This is a genomic window from Marinobacter sp. DS40M6 (assembly GCF_028581595.1).
Lineage (GTDB): Bacteria > Pseudomonadota > Gammaproteobacteria > Pseudomonadales > Oleiphilaceae > Marinobacter > Marinobacter salarius.
Map to the genome: position 1 here is coordinate 223318 of NZ_JAFCAE010000002.1, position 18071 is coordinate 241388.

At 56.8% G+C, this 18071-nt stretch carries 12 protein-coding genes; 4 read left to right on the forward strand and 8 right to left on the reverse strand.

What is annotated here, in order from left to right; genetic code table 11:
• Positions 1–3: 3 nt before the first annotated feature.
• From JJO78_RS05025 to JJO78_RS05040, 4 genes are read right to left on the reverse strand one after another with little or no spacing between them, the layout of a single operon-like run.
• Positions 4–1734: a sugar phosphorylase gene (locus JJO78_RS05025; RefSeq protein ID WP_273623022.1), complete on the reverse strand. Its 1731-nt coding sequence runs from the start codon at positions 1732–1734 to the stop codon at positions 4–6.
• A gap of 1 nt (position 1735) precedes the next feature.
• The gene (locus tag JJO78_RS05030; RefSeq protein ID WP_036206058.1) at positions 1736–2956 is read right to left on the reverse strand and encodes a glycosyl transferase; all 1221 of its coding nucleotides are present in this window, start codon (positions 2954–2956) and stop codon (positions 1736–1738) included.
• Between the two features lie 29 nt (positions 2957–2985).
• On the reverse strand, positions 2986–3789 hold the full coding sequence (locus JJO78_RS05035; protein ID WP_269399819.1) for an HAD-IIB family hydrolase: 804 nt from the start codon (positions 3787–3789) through the stop codon (positions 2986–2988).
• Between the two features lie 11 nt (positions 3790–3800).
• The gene (locus JJO78_RS05040) at positions 3801–4748 is read right to left on the reverse strand and encodes a hypothetical protein (RefSeq protein WP_227544243.1); all 948 of its coding nucleotides are present in this window, start codon (positions 4746–4748) and stop codon (positions 3801–3803) included.
• 115 nt (positions 4749–4863) lie between these two features.
• Between JJO78_RS05040 and JJO78_RS05045 the strand changes: the two genes are divergently transcribed.
• Positions 4864–6318 (forward strand): protein adenylyltransferase SelO, encoded by a 1455-nt coding sequence (locus tag JJO78_RS05045; RefSeq protein WP_269399820.1) that lies wholly within the window; start codon positions 4864–4866, stop codon positions 6316–6318.
• Positions 6319–6331: 13 nt separating this feature from the next.
• Here the strand turns inward: JJO78_RS05045 and JJO78_RS05050 are convergent, their stop codons facing one another.
• The gene (locus tag JJO78_RS05050) at positions 6332–7846 is read right to left on the reverse strand and encodes a fumarate hydratase (RefSeq protein WP_036206052.1); all 1515 of its coding nucleotides are present in this window, start codon (positions 7844–7846) and stop codon (positions 6332–6334) included.
• A gap of 195 nt (positions 7847–8041) precedes the next feature.
• Between JJO78_RS05050 and JJO78_RS05055 the strand changes: the two genes are divergently transcribed.
• Positions 8042–8815 (forward strand): enoyl-CoA hydratase, encoded by a 774-nt coding sequence (locus JJO78_RS05055; protein ID WP_085681338.1) that lies wholly within the window; start codon positions 8042–8044, stop codon positions 8813–8815.
• Positions 8816–9110: 295 nt separating this feature from the next.
• On the forward strand, positions 9111–11999 hold the full coding sequence (locus JJO78_RS05060; protein WP_085681339.1) for a hypothetical protein: 2889 nt from the start codon (positions 9111–9113) through the stop codon (positions 11997–11999).
• A gap of 134 nt (positions 12000–12133) precedes the next feature.
• Here the strand turns inward: JJO78_RS05060 and JJO78_RS05065 are convergent, their stop codons facing one another.
• On the reverse strand, positions 12134–14782 hold the full coding sequence (locus JJO78_RS05065) for a penicillin acylase family protein (protein WP_269399821.1): 2649 nt from the start codon (positions 14780–14782) through the stop codon (positions 12134–12136).
• Positions 14783–14901: 119 nt separating this feature from the next.
• The gene (locus JJO78_RS05070; RefSeq protein WP_269399822.1) at positions 14902–16020 is read right to left on the reverse strand and encodes a CaiB/BaiF CoA transferase family protein; all 1119 of its coding nucleotides are present in this window, start codon (positions 16018–16020) and stop codon (positions 14902–14904) included.
• 177 nt (positions 16021–16197) lie between these two features.
• Between JJO78_RS05070 and JJO78_RS05075 the strand changes: the two genes are divergently transcribed.
• Positions 16198–17217 carry an AraC family transcriptional regulator gene (locus JJO78_RS05075; RefSeq protein ID WP_075195573.1) on the forward strand — a complete coding sequence of 340 codons (1020 nt, stop codon included), beginning with the start codon at positions 16198–16200 and terminating at the stop codon, positions 17215–17217.
• Here JJO78_RS05075 and JJO78_RS05080 read toward each other — a convergent pair.
• Positions 17208–18068: a hypothetical protein gene (locus tag JJO78_RS05080; RefSeq protein ID WP_269399823.1), complete on the reverse strand. Its 861-nt coding sequence runs from the start codon at positions 18066–18068 to the stop codon at positions 17208–17210. The genes JJO78_RS05075 and JJO78_RS05080 overlap by 10 nt on opposite strands.
• Positions 18069–18071 lie beyond the last annotated feature (3 nt).

An 18071-nucleotide genomic window follows, 5' to 3' on the forward strand; every position in this document is an offset into this window, starting at 1 on the left:
CCATCATTCCCGGTTCGACAACCACACACTTTGATAGGGCTTGAGAGTCAGGCTGCCAGACAGGTCGTCAATCTTCAGGCCAGAGATCAGGTCCTGCCATTGGTCGGTTCCTATCAGGTTAATGTCGCCAAGGGACACCTGCTGGACCTCATCGGTGATGTTGTGAATGCAGAAGATCGACTGGTCACGGCGCATGCTCTGGCGCCAAAAGCCGAACAGCTGCAAACCGAGATGGAGGGTGAACTGGGTAGCATTGGGGTGGAAGGCGGGCTGCTTGCGGCGAATGGCAATCAGGCGCTTGAGCTCGGTGAACACGTTGTGATGATGGCTCAGCGGGTCCGCCAGCTCAGCTTCCAAAGTGTCCAGGTTCCACTGCCCGCGGTTGATGGAACGCAGGCGACCGGTGTTCTTAACCCGCTCATGGTCGTTCTCAGTGCCCAGCAGGCTGTGGATGTAGAACGCAGGAATCCCTTCCAGGGCCAGCATAACGGTATGAGCGCAGATAAAGCGGTGCAACTGCCAATGGTCAGAGCCTCTCTCCGCTGTTCCCTTTAAGGCATCAAACAACGCCACGTTCATTTCATAGGGCTGATCCTTGCCATCTGGCGTACGCCGATAGGAGACTTTACCGCCGAAAGATTCCATGGTGTTGATCAGTCGCAGCTTTTCTTCTTCCGTCAACAGGCCGTCTGTTGGGCGCAGGCCCACGCCATCATGGGAGGCAATGAAGTTGAGATAGGTGGTGCCCATCTGCGCCGGCGGCATGCTCATCAGCCAGGTTTTCAGGTGGCGGCAGTTGCCAGTGACCAGAGTGTTGATCAGCAGCGGCGGCAACGAAAAGTTGTAGATCACGTGGGCTTCGTTGGCGTTGCCGAAGTAGGTCAGATTCTCGCGGTTGGGAACGTTGGTTTCCGTAATGACAACGCTCTCGGGGGTGTGGTGTTCAATCAACAGGCGCAGAATCTTGATCAGTTCGTGGGTTTGCTGCAGATGGATGGACGGCGTACCCACCTCTTTCCATAGAAAAGCCACCGCGTCGAGCCGGAAAATGATCACGCCCCGCTCGAGATAGTAGCGGATGATGCCCACAAATTCGTTCAGCACCTGGGGGTTTGCAAAATTCAGGTCCACCTGGTCTTCACTGAAGGTGCACCAGACGTAACGCTCGCCATCCTCTGTCTGTACAGCGTTAAGCAACGGGGATGTGCGGGGCCGGACCACAGCGCTCAGGTCGTCTGTTGGCCTGGCCTCGAAGAAGTAATCCTTGCCAGGATCGATCCGTTTCCGGAAGTTCTCGAACCACCTGCTGCGGGCCGACATGTGGTTGATCACCAGGTCCGCCATCAGTTTGTAGTCGTCAGCTATTCGCTCGATGTCTGTCCAGTCGCCATGGGATTCATTGACCGCCAGATAATCCATAACGGAAAAACCGTCGTCCGAGCTGTAGGGGAAAAACGGCAGGATATGCACGGCGGACACGGTGTCATTCAGGCAGTCGTCGAGAAACCGGTTCAGGGTCTGAAGTGGCTTCTCACCCTTGCGCTGGACGGTGTCCGCGTATGTGATCAGCATGACATCAGATTCGTCCCAGTTATTCTGGTGGGCCGGGGGCGCCGACGTATCCCACGCCAGCCCCATGGTTTCGAGCAGTTGATCCGCGAGGACGCCCGTATCCGCTTCCGGGTAAACCACATCCAGCATCGTGGCGAGCTTGTGATGCAGGGTATTGCTCATGCTACCGATACTCCTCGTTGTCCAGCTCTACGGCCTCGAGAAGCTGTTGCTTGATATCCGGAATGGCACTGGTGACGCGATTCCAGCTCGGAATAAACGGTGTGTCCATGGGGTTGTCCAGAAAGTAGGCCCCTGCCCGCATGACATTCTGGGCAAACAACTCCACCGCTTTCTCTTCCTTATGCCGGTCAAAGCTCAATCCGTTGATCACCGCATCGCTCTGGTAGGTTTCAACAAAGTCCAGGGCAATGCGGAAGTAGGCCGCCTTGATGGTGCGGAACTTTTCGTTGGAGAAGATTTCGCCATTGGTGGCCAGCTTGCGGAACAGGGCCTTGCTGATGTCGGTGCTCATTTTGGACAGGCCGCGGCTGGCGTCCTCCGGCGATAATTCCTGATGCTTATGATCGTAGGTATCCGCGATGTCCACCTGGCAAAGGCGGTTGGTGGCATAGTTGCGCTTCATCTCCGAGAGCACGCCCACTTCCAGCCCCCAGTCGCTGGGTATGCGCAAGTCGTTAATGACGTCGGTCCGGAACGAGAATTCCCCCGCCAGCGGATACCGGTAGCTGTCGAGATAGTCCAGGAAGTCGCTAGGGCCGCACACTTTCTTCAGCGCACGAATCAGGGGTGTGACCAGCAACCGACTAACACGGCCGTTCATTGCGCCATCCGCTACCCGGGCGTAGTAGCCTTTGCAGAACATGTAATTGAAACCGGGATTGGCCACCGGGTAGATCAGCCTTGCCACCAGGTCACGGGAATAGGTCAGGATGTCGCAGTCGTGGAGGGCAACCGATTTGCTCTTGCCGGAGGCAAGCACGTAACCAAAGCAATACCAGACGTTCCTCCCCTTACCCATTTCTGTGGGTGCCAGGTTCTGCTCGCGCAGTTGCAAATCCAGCGCTTTCAGCCGTGGGCCGTCGTTCCAGAGCACACGCACATGCTGGGGCAGTTCGGAGAAATACGCCAGGGCGTGCCGATATTCCTCCTCGTTGGCGCGATCAAGGCCGATGACGATCTGCTCGAGGTACGGCACTTTGGCGAGTTCTTTCACAATGTTCTTAAGGGCCGGGCCTTCAAGCTCTGAGTACAGGGATGGCAGCACCAGCGACATCGGTCGCTCTTTGCGGAACCCCATAAGTTCCCGCTCCAGCTCTTCCACCGGCCGTCGGCACAGGTTATGAAGGGTTGTGATGATGCCGTTCTGGTAAAAGTCGCCCATGGCGGCTCTCCTGTGGTTAGTACCCGGTTTCAGTAACCGTACTCAATCAGAAGATTCAGCACGCATTCGTTCCACCCCGCCGGACCGGCCTTAATGGACCGTATTGCCCGGCTCTGGGATGGCAGGGATACGCTCTCTGAGTGGACGCCCCGAACGATAACCGCGATATCGGCTTCCTCCAGCATGTGTTGGTCGTTGGGACTGTCGCCCAGTGCAATGGCAATCAGCCGGTCCTGCTCAAAGTGTTCCCTGTATTTACCCAGCAAAAAACGGACCCCATCGGCTTTATCAAAAGTGCCCATGGCATGGAGAAAGCGCCCGCCCTGCACCAGACGGCAGTCGTGTTCATCCAATTTCTCGCGAAATTTGGCCAGCGAATCCTCGTCTCCTTCCCACAGCAATGGCTCTGTGCCGGCGCGGTCTTTCGCCAGTTCGGCTTCGGATTCAGAGAGGTTGGCGTGCCCGGCCAGCTCCGCCGGGCTCATATCCGCAAAACTGCGGAACTGAAAACCCTCAGCCCGACATTCCTTCAGCAGGGTTAACACCTCATCCCGGGATGCCCCAAAACTCTGCACTTGCTCAGGGCCCGGTCCAAAACAGTTCGCGGGGACAATAACGGCAGCGCCATTTTCAACAATGAAAGGCGCCGTGTTTCCCAGTTGCTCCCGCACGGCCTGTATCTCTCCTGCGGTTTTACTGGAATTGAGCACCACCGGGATGTCCGCCGCCGCCAGCCGCTCAAGCGCTGGCTTCGCGGGCGACCAGTCGTAACTGTCGTGGTCCAGAAGTGTGCCGTCCAGGTCGGAAAACAGGAGCAGTCTGGGTTTGGCCATGGCAATGTCCTCTATTGGCGCTGACGGATCAGCGGTTCACCGAAACTGTGGTCTTCACCGACATTGATCACGCAATCGGCGCGGGCGGGCATTTCTTGCAGGCTGGCGCGGGTGATCCGTTCGTAGTGCATGATGAATCGGGCAATTTCCTCATTGCTCATGATGCGTAACTCATTCCCGGCCTTTTGATCAGACGCGCTCTCTTTTGGTGCAGCCCGAGAACGATCCCTTAACTTCTGCTCCTGTAGGGTGCGCCATGTCAGCACGCACTCCATGGAGGGAGCACGCAGCATGATCAGGCTGTCGAGCTGGCTGAAAAACCGACCATACTGACCTTTCAGGCAGCTATTCACGTTTCGACGCCACAGGCCCTCAGGGTCCTCGGACCGCTCCAGTTCGTTGACTGGCTCCATCAATTCCTCTTCGCTACCCGCTGGAACGGCTCCCACGCACCAGCCCTCCACCAGGATGATGTCGGCCCTGCCCTTGAAAACAGGCCACTGTGCTTTCGGGTAACGGTCATCCCGGGACTTATCAAACGCTGGAATGGCGGTTTCCGTGTCCCGGTGGGCGGCTTTCAGTTGGTCAACAACGTGCTGCCCCAATGCCAGGTCGTGGGTGCCGGGAACGCCCCGGGTAATGAACAGCGGGTGGATTTCGTTTGCTCGCTGCTCCCGCTCTGCACGGGTGAGATAGAGGTCGTCGAGGGAAAAACTGGCCGTGGGGATTCGATAATGATTGGTCAGCAGTTCCCGGAGGAACAGGGTCAGCGTGGATTTTCCAGTACCCTGAGCGCCGTGGATGCCAATGACGATGGGCTCGTTTCGGGCCTGTTTGAGACTGTGCAGGTGCTGGGCCAGGGGTAGGATGGTCTTTTTGACGGTGTCGGCGTAGGAATCGGGAAGAGATTCCTGTTTGATCAATGTACGGATGGTATTGGTCAATTCGGGTGAGGACACGGTTGACGGCTTCCCTGTTGGTTTGTTTTGAGTTTTGCAGGTTTTGTACCAATTGGAGTATAGGCAGTGGTTATTTGGTTTGTGGGAGATTGGAGTTATCTGGGACACTGACGCTATGAGCAGCAACCCGTTTAAAGTCGAACATCGTTATCTTGAGCTTCCGGACAGTTTTTACACCCGGGTGCCGCCCACGCCGTTGAAGGATGCCCGGATGGTGTGTTTTAACCACGACCTGGCCGGGGAGATGGGTTTTCACACGCAGAACCCCGAGGACTGGACCGGCATTGGTGCCGGGACGGAATTGCTGGAAGGAATGGACCCGGTGGCGATGAAATACACCGGGCACCAGTTCGGAATGTATAACCCGGACCTGGGCGACGGCCGTGGGCTACTGTTATGGGAGACGGTGGGCCCTGATGGGCGACGCTGGGACTGGCACCTGAAGGGGGCTGGGACAACGCCCTATTCCCGGTTCGGGGACGGCAAGGCCGTTCTGCGCTCCACGATCCGCGAGTACCTGTGCAGCGAGGCGATGGCAGCGCTGGGAATTCCCACCACTCGGGCATTGTTCATGGTGAGCGCGAAAGACCCGGTGCGGCGTGAGTCGATTGAGACGGCGGCGGCGTTGGTGCGAGTGGCCCAGACGCACATCCGATTCGGGCATTTTGAGTTCGCAGCGCATCATGAGGGCAAACAGGCCCTGAAAACGCTGATTGAGCATGTGATTGCGCTGCACTTCCCTCACCTGATCGACCTCCCGGAGGACGAACGCTATCAACGCTGGTATGTCGAGGTGGTCGAGCGCACGGCGCGGATGATTGCCGACTGGCAGGCCGTGGGGTTCTGCCATGGGGTGATGAACAGCGACAATATGTCGATTATCGGGGACACCTTTGACTACGGCCCCTATGCCTTCCTGGACGATTTCGACGCCGGTTACATCTGCAATCATACCGACCAGGGCGGACGCTACGCGTACAATCGCCAACCCAATGTCGGGTTTGTGAACTGCCAGTATCTTGCGAACGCGCTGCTTCCGATCATGAACGAGGACGACGTAAGACGGGGGCTGCGGCGTTACGAGCTTGCCTACAACGAACGCTTCCTGCAAAACATGCGGGATAAGCTGGGGCTGGCCCAGGAAGACGAATCCGACCTCAGCCTGATAATGGACACCTTCAGCATGCTGCACGAGCACCATGTGGACTACACGCTGTTTTTCCGGGGGCTATCCAACCTCACATCGAAAGGCTCATCACCGGTCCGCGACCTGTTTGTGGACCGCAGTGTGGCGGATGAATGGCTCGGGCGGTATGAACAGCGCCTGCAATCCGAAACCCGCGCCCATGACGAGCGGGAATACCAGATGCGGAAGGTGAACCCTAAGTACATTCTAAGGAACTATCTTGCGCAGCAGGTGATCCTGGAAGCCCAGAACGGCGACTACGAGCCTATGAAGGAGTTACTGGAGGTCTTGAAGAAGCCGTTCGATGAACAGCCGGGGTTCGAACAATACTCAGCGCCTCCCCCGGACTGGGGGAAGCACCTGAGTATCAGTTGTTCTTCCTGAGTTCTCGTGAGGATCACACCGCCTTGGCGGTGATAATCTTCTCGTGCCATTCGGCAGGGCCGGTCTGGTGAACAGAGGAGCCCTTGGAATCCACCGCGACCGTCACCGGCATGTCTTCCACCTCAAATTCGTAGATGGCTTCCATCCCCAGCTCTTCGAAGGCAACCACTTCCGCGTGTTTGATGGCCTTGGACACCAGATAGGCAGAACCACCAACGGCCATCAGATAGACAGCACCGAACTCGCGGATGGCATCAATGGCCACCTGGCCGCGCTCAGCCTTGCCGATCATGCCGGTAAGGCCGGTTTTCTCCAGCATGGTGCGGGTGAACTTGTCCATGCGGGTGGCGGTGGTGGGGCCCGCGGGACCAACCACTTCCTCGCGCACCGGGTCGACCGGGCCGACGTAATAGATGAAGCGGCCTTTCAGGTCCACCGGCAGCTCCTCACCGCGCTCGATCATGTCCACCATTTTCTTGTGGGCAGCATCACGGCCGGTCAGCATCTTGCCGGAGAGCAGCACGGTTTCGCCCGGTTTCCAGTCTTTCACGTCTTCCGGTGTAACCGTATCCAGGTTCACGCGGCGAACGCTGTCACCCACTTCCCAGGTAATTTCCGGCCAGTCGTCCAGGCTCGGCGGGGTTTGCAATGAAGGGCCGGAGCCGTCCAGAACGAAGTGTGCGTGACGGGTGGCCGCGCAGTTGGGAATGATCGCCACCGGCTTGTTGGCAGCATGGGTCGGGTAGTCTTTCACCTTCACATCCAGAACCGTGGTCAGGCCGCCGAGCCCCTGGGCACCAATACCCAGCTCATTCACCTTGTCGAACAGTTCCAGACGCAGCTCCTCGGAACGGTTGGAGGCACCACGGGCCTGCAGGTCATGGATATCAATCGGGTCCAGCAGCGACTCCTTGGCCAGCTCCATTGCTTTTTCAGCAGTGCCGCCTACGCCAATACCCAACATGCCCGGCGGACACCAGCCAGCACCCATCTGCGGCACCATTTTCAGCACCCAGTCCACCACGGAATCCGATGGGTTCAGCATGGCGAATTTTGACTTGGCCTCGGAACCGCCGCCTTTCGCAGCCACATGCACATCCACGGTATTACCCGGCACAATCTTGTAGTGGATGATGGCAGGTGTGTTGTCCTTGGTATTGGTGCGCTTGCCGTCCGGATCGGCCAGGATAGAGGCACGCAGCACGTTGTCCGGGTGCATGTAGGCCCGGCGAACGCCCTCATTGATAATATCGTCCAGCGCCATGTCGGCATCCCATTGCACATCCATACCGACCGTCACAAACACCGTAACGATGCCAGTGTCCTGGCACAGTGGCCGCTTGCCCTGAGCGCACATGCGGGAGTTAATCAGAATCTGCGCCATGGCATCCTTGGCCGCCTGGGACTCTTCCTTTTTATAGGCCTCGTGTACAGCCTGAATAAAGTCTTTCGGATGGTAATAGGAGATGAACTGCAGCGCGTCCGCTACGCTCTCGATCAGGTCGTCCTGGCGGATTACGGTGGTCATAGGCGTCTCATCAGGTCTGGTTTGTCTAGTAGGGGTTTTAAACGTGTCTAATAAAGGAAGCGCGAAGTTTACCAGAAAATCCAAAACCGAGGGACCAAACCCGGCGCGAAGGTTTCTAACGACAAACTTGCCTAAACGGCCACGAAAAAATGTAACATTGCTGGTATCTTCGATATAAAAACAGCAGGAGACATCGTGACCGACCTCGTCCTAACTGAAAAAAAGAACCATATCCTAACCGTCAGGATTAACCGCCTGGACCGCAAAAACGCCCTCACCCATGATATGTACACCGCCCTCGGTGATGCGATTGAACAGGCCCGCGACGACAGCGACATTCGCTGTATTCTGTACACCGGGAGCGATGAGTGCTTCACAGCCGGGAACGACTTGAGCGATTTTGCCGCGGGCCTGCCCGGCGAGTTTGAAGACACCCCTGTAGGCCGGTTCCTGTTCCTGATGGCCACCACCAACAAACCGATCGTAGCCTCAGTGAATGGCCCCGCCGTGGGCATCGGCACCACCATGCTGCTGCATTGCGATTTGGTGTTTGCCGGCAACAACACCCGCTTCCAGATGCCTTTTGCCAACCTAGGCCTGTGCCCGGAAGGCGGCTCCAGCCTATTGCTGCCATCCTGGCTCGGCCGGGTACGCGCTGCGGAGTTGTTGATGCTGGGCGGCGCATTTACAGCCGAAGATGCTCAGCGCCTGGGGCTGATCAACCAGGTGTGCGAACCGTCACAAACTGAAACCACGGCTCTGGAAGCCTGCGCACGGCTTGCAGCCCAGCCCCCGGCGGCCGTCCGTGCCACCCGTGAATTGCTGAACCGGGCCAGCGGCGATACGCTGAAAACCGCCATGCTGGCCGAAGGCAAACTCTTCGCAGAACGCCTGAAGTCACCGGAAAATGCCGAAGCCATCAAGGCCTTCACTGAAAAGCGGAAACCGGATTTCTCAAGCTTCAGCTAGGCTGGCTACCCCAGCCCCGAAAGACTCGACAAAAGTCTCGGGGCCAACTATTTTTCAATGAAGCCGAACTCCGACCGTGCGGGTAGGCTCCCAATGATCAGAATCACACTTTAGAGCGATCAACTGTTGCTTTACTGCCGCTATAGTCAGAGTTACAGAAATCAGGCACAGAGCGCTGGCCAGAATTTCAGACAACAGCTAAGCAAACCAGGCCACTGACAACGGGTTTACCGGGCCAGACCGGCCCCGTCAGCTGCCGAACATAACGACACAACAACAGGAAAAGGTTCCACCCATGTTCAAGAAAACTCTAATAAGTCTTGCCGTGGCTTCTTCCCTTGGACTGACAGGCTGCTTTGACAGCGCCGGTTCCGGGTCCAGTAATGCGGATCCCGATTATAAGATTAGTAACCCCAACTTTGACGGGAAAACCTGGCCACTATTCAATCCGGTCACAGGTGACCTTCCCATACCAAATGACCTGATATTCCGTTCAGACAACCCGGCTACCACCATCAGCGAAGCCGATGGCTCCTTTAGCGTTGCTGACTCCTCGCCGCCCGTGACAACTGCGTTAAATCAACTCAGCGGCGCATCAACGGTTGCGCCGCCAGTGGTTCAGTTCAACGGACAGATTGATGCGGACTCCGTGGATTCAAGGGCCTTTATTTTTGCGGATCCGACCGATCCAACCAGCCTGATTCCAAACCCGAACCAGAACGTTTTCCTGATTGAACTCCAGTACGCAGGCGGCGACCCCGTGCAAGGTCTCGGCGCAGGTGAATCACCCACTATTCCTTTGGCCATCACCGCACAAGTTGCCGCCGGCGCTGCGCCTCAGGACCTGAGTGGCCGCGACCAGGCGCAGGCAGGTGCTTATCTGGGAAGCCTCGCGCAATCTCCGGATTACGTTGCTGAAGTCGTGACTCTGGACGGCGACTCAGCCATTCGAATCAACCCAACCAAGCCTCTTAACCCGTTCAAGCGCTACCTCGTCGTAGTGACAAATGAAGTATTGGACGTTAATGGCGATCCAATCATCAAATCCCCACTTTATACAGACGTATCGGATCCTAACGCAGTTCTAGGCAACCCCACCGCGTTGGCCCCGGTCCGCAGAATCGTGGATGGCTTCTGGGAAAAAGTCGCTGCCAACTTCTTCGGCGTTCCGAACCAGGCTCGCCCAGGCAACGCCCTGACTGAAGACGATATCGCGATCTCTTATAGCTTCACGACATCCAACGATCAGCGTGTTCTTCAGTACATCGCCGACCCAAAGGCCTTCTTAAAGGAAACCATCCTTGGCTCGGTGCGCTTCGGTGCCGTCTCTGACGCCCGCGAAGCAGGCGAAACCGATTTCTTCGCGCTCAACACCATCGGCAACAATGCCGTTGCAGCCGCAGATGCAACCGCGGACGGTCAGGCCGATGCACTCGTTGGCGCCTTTACCACAGCTAATCTTCTGCCGACACCCAGTGATCAAAGCTCTACAGCCAGCTTCGGCGCTCCGCAAGACGTAACCCAGGTTTCTGCCGTGGCCAGCCAGTTTGTGGACTTCGGGCAGGTGAATCTGGTTCAGGGAACTATCGACCTACCCTATTACCTCGCCGTACCAACCGGCTCCTCTGATGCAGAAGGATCCGTCATTAACACCCAGAGCTGGACCGCTAATGCAGCTCTAGCTGCAGCTGCCGGAGATCAGCTAGGCGTTTCACTGGCCCAATCGGATCCGACCGTCAGCCAGGTTGTTAACTATCGTTTCCCATTCCCGGCTGAAACCCAGGAAGTCACAGTCCCGATCATGGTCTTCTACCCGGCCGGCTATGATGGCAGCACACCGCTGGAAACCGTCATGTATATGCACGGCATTACGACCGACCGAAGCTCTGCGCTAACCTTCGGTAGTGCATTGGCTCATAACTCTCAGGTAGCCGTTGTCGTTATTGACCAGCCACTCCATGGTGTTACTCCGTTCAGTACAGCTGAGCAGGAAGGCTTGGCCGAGCAGCTATTGACCTCAGGTCAGGAAGGTGGACTACCTGCCTCTCTGGCACCCTCAGAAGCCAATATCGATGCAGTGATCGCGGGTCAGATCGCGGTAGGCTTTACGGCCGGGGCACTCAGCGTAGATGCTGCGACCGCTAGTACTGTTGTAACCGCAGTTGTTGCAGGCGGTTCAACCGAAGACTTTGGCGCCCCAGCAGCTCAGGCACCGCTTCTGGACGCAGCCATTCGTTCTTTGCGCTCGTTTGAGAACACCGTAGCAAACGCCGGCTCCACGGTTCCCGGTATTGCCAAGACCGAGAACGAACGCCACTTCGACTTCACCGCGAACGCTGCGAATATGCCAACGGCAATGACCGCTACCTCGGGTGAATCTGGAAGCCTGTTCATCAACCTGACCAACTTCACGAATTCCCGTGACAAAAACCGTCAGGCCATTGTGGACTTGCTGAACGTTCGCGCTTCCCTCGGCGGATTAGACTTTGATGGCACCGCTGGCGCAGACCTCGACGCAAGTAGCGTCTACTTCACAGGTCACTCTCTGGGTACCATTGTAGGCGCACCGTTTGTTGCAGTTGCCAATGAAAGCAGCAACCCGGACGACGACATCGTTGCCGCACAGCTTCTCACTCCGGGCGCTGGCATCGTCAGATTGCTTGAGAACTCTCCGGCCTTTGCCCCCCAGATTCTGGGTGGACTCCAGGCCGCGGCAGGTCTTGAGCAAGGTGACGCAGACCTGGAAACGTTCTTCAACGTCTTCCAGGCCGCACTGGACTCCGCGGACCCGATTAACTTCGCGGCCAGCCTGAACGCTTCTGGTAGTGCGGTGTTGCTGTCACAGGTAAACGGAGATCAGGTCATCCCGAATGATCCTCTGGCAAACCCTTTGGGTCAGGCTTTTGACGCGTATCTGTCCGGTACTGAACCGTTTGCTGAGCTTCTCGGAGCAACGGCCGTTACTGGTAGCGGAACACCCATTCCGCTGGATAACGCCGCTATCACCCGCTATCTCGCCGGTACTCACAGCACTCCTGTTCTGCCTCAGGGTGGGGAGCTGGATGTAAGAGTGTTCACTGAGATGGTCTCCCAGACCGCCACAGTGATAGGTGCAATGGGAACAGCGGTTGTTCCTGACGCTGGGCTGGATCCCGATATCACTGAGATCGTACAACAAGACTGAGAACTTCAGTCGATATAGGAAGGGGTGGCGTAAGCCACCCCTTTTTTGTTCGCTGGTTTCTATGGACGCAAAAAAAGCGCGGGCAAAGTCACTCTGCCCGCGCTCGTACGACCTACCTTTCTTTGCAATCACCATCAATTGGTGATTGTTATTTCTCCATTGGCCAAGAGGTTGGCCTCGATGTCCGCCTCGTTAAACCAGAACTGGCGATAATCCTCTTCAGAATACCGCAGGCTTTGGTCATTGAAGTGGGTCGAGTCCGCATCGGAAGACTGGGAATAGCTGGTCAGCCCGTATGCTACCGGCCCCTGGTCAGTAAACTCCAAACCGAAGTGCCAGCTTGTGCCTCTAGCCATCTGCCATCCTTCACCCGACTGGTCGGAGAGGCCTGCCGTATTGGAGATGACTTCTGGAGCGATCCGCGGAAAGACAGTGTCCTCAGCTACTTGGCTCGTCACTACTCCAATAGCGTTAAAAGCACCGTCAATGGAGCCATCCCCGCCATGCCACGGAAACGGGTTACCGAGAGTTGTTGGTGCGCCGCCTGGTGGAACACCACCTGTGGGCTGGTAGTACTGAACGTCTCCCAGAGGTGAGTCGTAGGCAATATTGACAGAATCAAGCGCTTCCAGACCATCCGCCAGCGCAATCAACATCGTATCGTCAGCGGTTCCAGCATTCGCTGCCGAGGGAGTCGACGGTGTCGCGATAGGATCGGCTGCGTCGAACGGCACAGTCAGATCCGTCCCGAAGTCATCCCGGTAATTGGCGATAAACACTCTGAAGACATGAGCACCGATACTGTCGGTGTTGTAAACACCGTCCCAGCTCTGCAGCACGTCACATGCCGTATCGACGGTGCGTGCACCTCCGGCGGACAGGTTAACGGGGGTCGCTCCGATCGTTGTGCATCGAGACCTGAGCTCTGTCAGGAACATATCCGTGTACCAGGTACGGTTGTTGTAGATTACTTCGATGAGATCAATAGCCCCGAACTTTCCATCCTGCCCCGCCGGTGCTCGATCCGCAAAACCGGCATCCATAGGATTCTTCAGCATTGAGATCCCGATGCGAGTCCGCGGGTTAAGCGGCGTTTCCTCAGAGCCAAAGAGCGGCGAGAAGCCCGTCAGGAACTGATCCGGGTTGGTCGACCAATAGCTGTCATTGGAGTTCTGAACCCAATCCGTACGGACCATCTGGGGACGCTGCTCGAACGGTACGAGACCGTCACACTCCCCTTCAACCCAGTCATCACGGGACTTACTGCCATCCAGCAGGGTCAAGCCATTGTTGAACAACTGGTTGTACCCGGCATTCACCGAACGCTTGAAGTCCACCACCGCAAGCGCGGCACCCGAGAGATTTGGCACCGAACTGCTGTCAATGTAATAGGCGTTACCCTGATCGTCAGCATAGGTGGTGTTGGTCCAGAACGTTGTTCCGCAGTTTTCAAAGACGGCCTGAAACTCATCCAGGTTGGATGCTCTGCTCATCTGCAACCAGGTATCCAGCAGTTTTTCCGTACCGGCATTGGCATCGCGGTAGGTATATGCCGTTCCGTTGGCTCCCCAGGCCGGGAGAGCCCCGCCAGTGACAGCGTCCGCTGCCAGCATCGGGCCATACTCAGAGAAGTAGAAGGTTTTCTCCAGCACCAACGGTGCCGGCCCTCCAGTGTTTACCTCAATCTGATAGGTCTCAGAGGTGATCGGTTTTTCCTCACCATCCTTTATGTAGGTGAAGTTGTCACCGTCCTTGAGCGTGAGTTCGTAAAGCGTGAACCGGCGACTGGTGGTTACAGTATGAGACCAGGCCAGATTCTCATTGAAGTTGATCAATGGGATGGCCGTCCCCAACAAACCTGCGCCGTTGGTGTTCAGATACCCAGGCACGGTCAACTGAACCTGGTAAAGCCTACGATGTCCCGTGTAGGGGAAATGTGGATTGGCCAGCAAAGCACCCTTGCCCTGCTCCGACATATCGCCACCAATGCCCCACGCATTACTGCCAAGGCCGATATCCTGAAAATCGGTCTGGCTTGAGGCGCCTATGTGAGCGTTCGCCACCATACGCTTCAGGTCACTCTCCTGTTCTTTGCCCTCAGTGCCAGTTACGCTTGCAACCGGCGTCGGCAGAGGCGACTCGCCATCGGGTACAGCAACAAATACGGCTCCCGTGGCAAACAGTGCGCCACTGGCATACTGGCCAACGATGCGATAGTGAGCGAACAGGTCTACCGGAGTAATTTCCTTCACCCAGGGTTGATCACGACACTCGCTCGGCAAGTCTCCTGGAGCGGTTTCGTTCACGTATTGATTATAACCAGCCGCGAAGCCCTCAATCATGGCACGGGTTTCCGCACTCAGATTGGGATATTCCTCTTCTGCCCCGCTGAGAATCTTCTGTGCTTTGTAGCTGAAGTCGTTGATAACGTTAATGTCGTCCGGCCCAGGGCCAAAATATTTCGCACGCTCACTTCTGGCTTTGACAATGGCCTCTGCAAGCAGGCATACGTTGTCCTGAGTTTGAGCGTAGCCCGCACCAAACGCCGCAGATGCGAGATTGTCCGCTTTCACGTGCGGAACTCCGTTCGTAGTCCTCCTTATAGTTGCCTCAAATGTACCGTCCGCCGGGAAAAGCTGTTCGTTCACCGAGCTATCGGAGTCGGAAGAAGAACTGCTTCCGTCGAAACATCCTGCAATCAGAAAGCTGCTGGCCAGCGCTACCCCGGCCGCTTTCAACGCGCTTTTGTCTGCGCTCCTGAAAGGTTTGCGAAGCGATTTCATAGTGATTCGTCCATTGTGATTGTTATGGGTAAGCCAAAGATGACTCACTATCACAAATTAGCAGACAACCCGTTATTTAGCTAAGGACTGACGAACGATTCAGTTTTTGTCTGGGCGTCTCAGAAATCGCCGTTGTCGGCCCCCAGTGTCCGGCCGATATAACGGCTCTCACAGGGCGTGGCACTGAATTTTATCGGGTGGCCGATCTGCTTTTGGCCCCCCCCGTTACCTTTTGCCACATCAATAACCATGCCGCGCGCTTTCAGCTGAGGATGTTCGGCTGCCTCGGTAATGGTCAGCACCGGCTCCACGCACGCATCAACGTTCGCAAATACGTCCTGCCATTGTGCCAACGTTTTTTGTGCAATGTTGGACTTCAACGCCTCCCGGATGGCCTGCTGGTGCTCAGGGTTCTGGCTCAAGGCAAAGCTCTTCATGTCGGGGATACCCAGGGCATCACAAAGCCGGTCGGAAAACTGGGGCTCCAGGCTACCCACAGACAACCATCGGCCGTCGCTGGTCTGGTAGTAGTCGTAGAAGGTGCCGCCGTTGAGCATGGAGCTTTCCGGCTTCTGTTCCTGCCCTCCCGCCAAGGCTGCAGCACCGGCCATCGTATTGAGGGCAAAGGCGGCGTCGGTCATGCTGATATCGATAAACTGCCCCTCTCCTGTTTGCTGGCGGTGAATCACAGCCGCCAGTATCCCCATAACGGCATGATGTGAGCCGCCTGCCACATCGGCAACCTGGATACCCATCGGTGGTGGCCCAGCTTCCCGGCGACCGCAATGGCTGGAAACTCCGGCCAGTGAAAGGTAGTTGATATCATGCCCTGCCCGATCCTTGTAGGGGCCAGTCTGACCGTAACCGGTAATCGCGCAGTAAATAAGATTGGGGTTGATGGCCTTGAGGGTTTCATAACCAATCCCAAGCCGGTCCATAACGCCGGGTCGAAACTGTTCAACCACCACGTCGTACTCTGTCACCAGCTGCTTGACCAGGTCGGCACTGTCCTCTTGCTTCAAATCCAGCCCAAGGGAGCGCTTACCCCGATTGAGGAAGGTGTGGGACGTACTGACGCCATCTTCCAGCGGCGGCATCACTCGGGTCAGGTCCAGGCGGCCAGGGGCCTCCACCCGCAATACATCCGCGCCCATATCCGCCAGCAGCATGGTAGCGTAGGGGCCTGGCAGCAATGTACTGAAATCCAGAACCTTCAGGTTGCTCAGTGGGCCGGGCATGCAAACCTCCTTCTCTATTTTTGGACAACCCTGATGCTGCCCTGTTTTCCCCGCGGGGCCAACTGCCGGTTCCATCATTCCAATTGGCTATTTCTTCCAGTGCGGCGCGAGAGTGATGGTTGCATTGTACCCAAGGGGTTTTATGATGGGCTTCGTTCAATAAGGATAAAGGATGATATGTCGGAACTCACCGTTTCCAGGCACTTCGTGGAAGCCGCATTGGTTGGGGCCGAAAGAGCGGGGATTGATACCCATACAATGCTGCGCGAGGCCGGAATTTCACCGGACCTGCTGAAGATCGAAATGGCCCGGGTGAGCAGCACCCAGTACAGCCGGCTGATGCAGGCTGCCTGGAACGCAATGGACGATGAGTTCATGGGGTTGGGGCCACGCCGCTGCCGCACCGGCACGTTCGCCACCATGTGCGCGCTGGTTATCGACTGCCCCAATCTTGAGGCGGTCTATCGCCAGGCGTTTGATTTTTGCCGCCTGTTCGAGCCCATGGTCACCATGAAACTGGAAGTGGACGACAGGACTGCCCGGCTGGTAACGGTGATCGAAGGGGATATCCACGACCCGATGCATTTTTTCCGGGAAAGCATACTGGTCATCTGGCATCGTCTTGGCAGTTGGTTGATCGGGCAACCGGTGGAGCTGCTTAAGGCGGAATTCAGTTACCCCAGGCCGCCCCATGGCGACGAATACCGGCATATCTTCCATTGCCCACTGTCGTTCGAAGCCAGCGAAACCGCCCTGACGTTCGACAAGCGTTTTCTGCAGGCTCCGGTGATACGCGACAAGCCGGAAATGCGGCAGTTCCTGAAAACCTCACCGGCCGACCTGCTGTCACGCCCGGACGAAAGCAACACCTTCACCGGACGTATCCGCGCGCTGATTGGCCGGGATTTTGCGAGATCCCTGCCCGACTTCGAATGGATTGCCACAGAGCTTCACACCAGCCCCCAGACTCTTCGCCGACGGCTGAAGCAGGAAAACACCTCCTTCCAGGAGATCAAGGACCTACTACGCCGGGACATGGCCATCTATTACCTGTCCCGGCCAGACCTGCCGATCAATGACATTGCGTTTCGGGTCGGATTCACCGAACCCTCAACGTTTCACCGCGCCTTCAAGAAGTGGACAGGAGTCACTCCCGGTGCTTACCGCGAAGGCGAACGGGGTCAGCTTCAGGATTGACTGGGGCTCTGCATGGTGCGAATCAGCCGGCCAAGGGTGCGGGCAATTTCCTCGGCCCGTTCGCGATCCGGGCTGAGTTTCATCAACCGCGAGCCATCTCGTGGGTCGTAAATCCAGCAACTGGCGGTTGAACTCTCGCAATTCCATTCAATCTGAGGATTGACTCCGAAAACGCCCATGGACTCGGTCGTTTTGACAACACGACCACCGGACTCACGTCGGGACTCCTGGATACTGATAGTGTCGTTCAGCCTCTCAATCCTGTACGACACATCGGCAGGACGGTCCAGCCTTACGATCCTCTGATCTTCACGCCAACCAGCAACGTCCAGGAGCGTATTGGCATGAATCACCAGCGCGTCGGCGTTCGAATCCGCCAGATAGAGTTCCCGGAGTTTCCCCAGTGACTGCTCGCTTGCAGGCTCGATAATGGCCACTGGCTCCGGATCAATAGAGCCATTTTTCTTGGCACTTGCGCCCTCTTGCTGGCGGGCTTTTTCGACATTGGTTATCAGTTTGAGCGCATCGGTGTAGTGCTCGCCTTCACTGCCCGCCAGACTGACGTACTTTTCCAACGCTGCTTGTGCCTCATTGTAGTGATCAGATTCCAGCATCACGCGGCCGCGAAAATAGAAATAGTTCGCCGGTTTCTCTCCCTCCAGTTGCTGGAGACGGTTCAGGTACTCACCCGCTTCACCCCAGCTCTCTGAGGAAACGGCCTCTTCAGTGGCAAGCATTAATCGACGGGTCTCGTGTTCAGGCTCAAGGGCACTAACCTGACCGGCCATCAGTAGGGATGCCAACATAAAACCACTGACTGAACGACGCCCGACTCGGGTTATCTTCACCATCTT

Excerpts from the sequence above, each read along its gene's own strand:
- JJO78_RS05025 (WP_273623022.1), bottom strand. The coding sequence starts at position 1,734 with ATGAGCAATACCCTGCATCACAAGCTCGCCACGATGCTGGATGTGGTT.
- JJO78_RS05030 (WP_036206058.1), bottom strand. The coding sequence starts at position 2,956 with ATGGGCGACTTTTACCAGAACGGCATCATCACAACCCTTCATAACCTG.
- JJO78_RS05035 (WP_269399819.1), bottom strand. The coding sequence starts at position 3,789 with ATGGCCAAACCCAGACTGCTCCTGTTTTCCGACCTGGACGGCACACTT.
- JJO78_RS05045 (WP_269399820.1), top strand. The coding sequence starts at position 4,864 with ATGAGCAGCAACCCGTTTAAAGTCGAACATCGTTATCTTGAGCTTCCG.
- JJO78_RS05050 (WP_036206052.1), bottom strand. The coding sequence starts at position 7,846 with ATGACCACCGTAATCCGCCAGGACGACCTGATCGAGAGCGTAGCGGAC.
- JJO78_RS05060 (WP_085681339.1), top strand. The coding sequence starts at position 9,111 with ATGTTCAAGAAAACTCTAATAAGTCTTGCCGTGGCTTCTTCCCTTGGA.
- JJO78_RS05065 (WP_269399821.1), bottom strand. The coding sequence starts at position 14,782 with ATGAAATCGCTTCGCAAACCTTTCAGGAGCGCAGACAAAAGCGCGTTG.
- JJO78_RS05070 (WP_269399822.1), bottom strand. The coding sequence starts at position 16,020 with ATGCCCGGCCCACTGAGCAACCTGAAGGTTCTGGATTTCAGTACATTG.
- JJO78_RS05075 (WP_075195573.1), top strand. The coding sequence starts at position 16,198 with ATGTCGGAACTCACCGTTTCCAGGCACTTCGTGGAAGCCGCATTGGTT.
- JJO78_RS05080 (WP_269399823.1), bottom strand. The coding sequence starts at position 18,068 with ATGGTGAAGATAACCCGAGTCGGGCGTCGTTCAGTCAGTGGTTTTATG.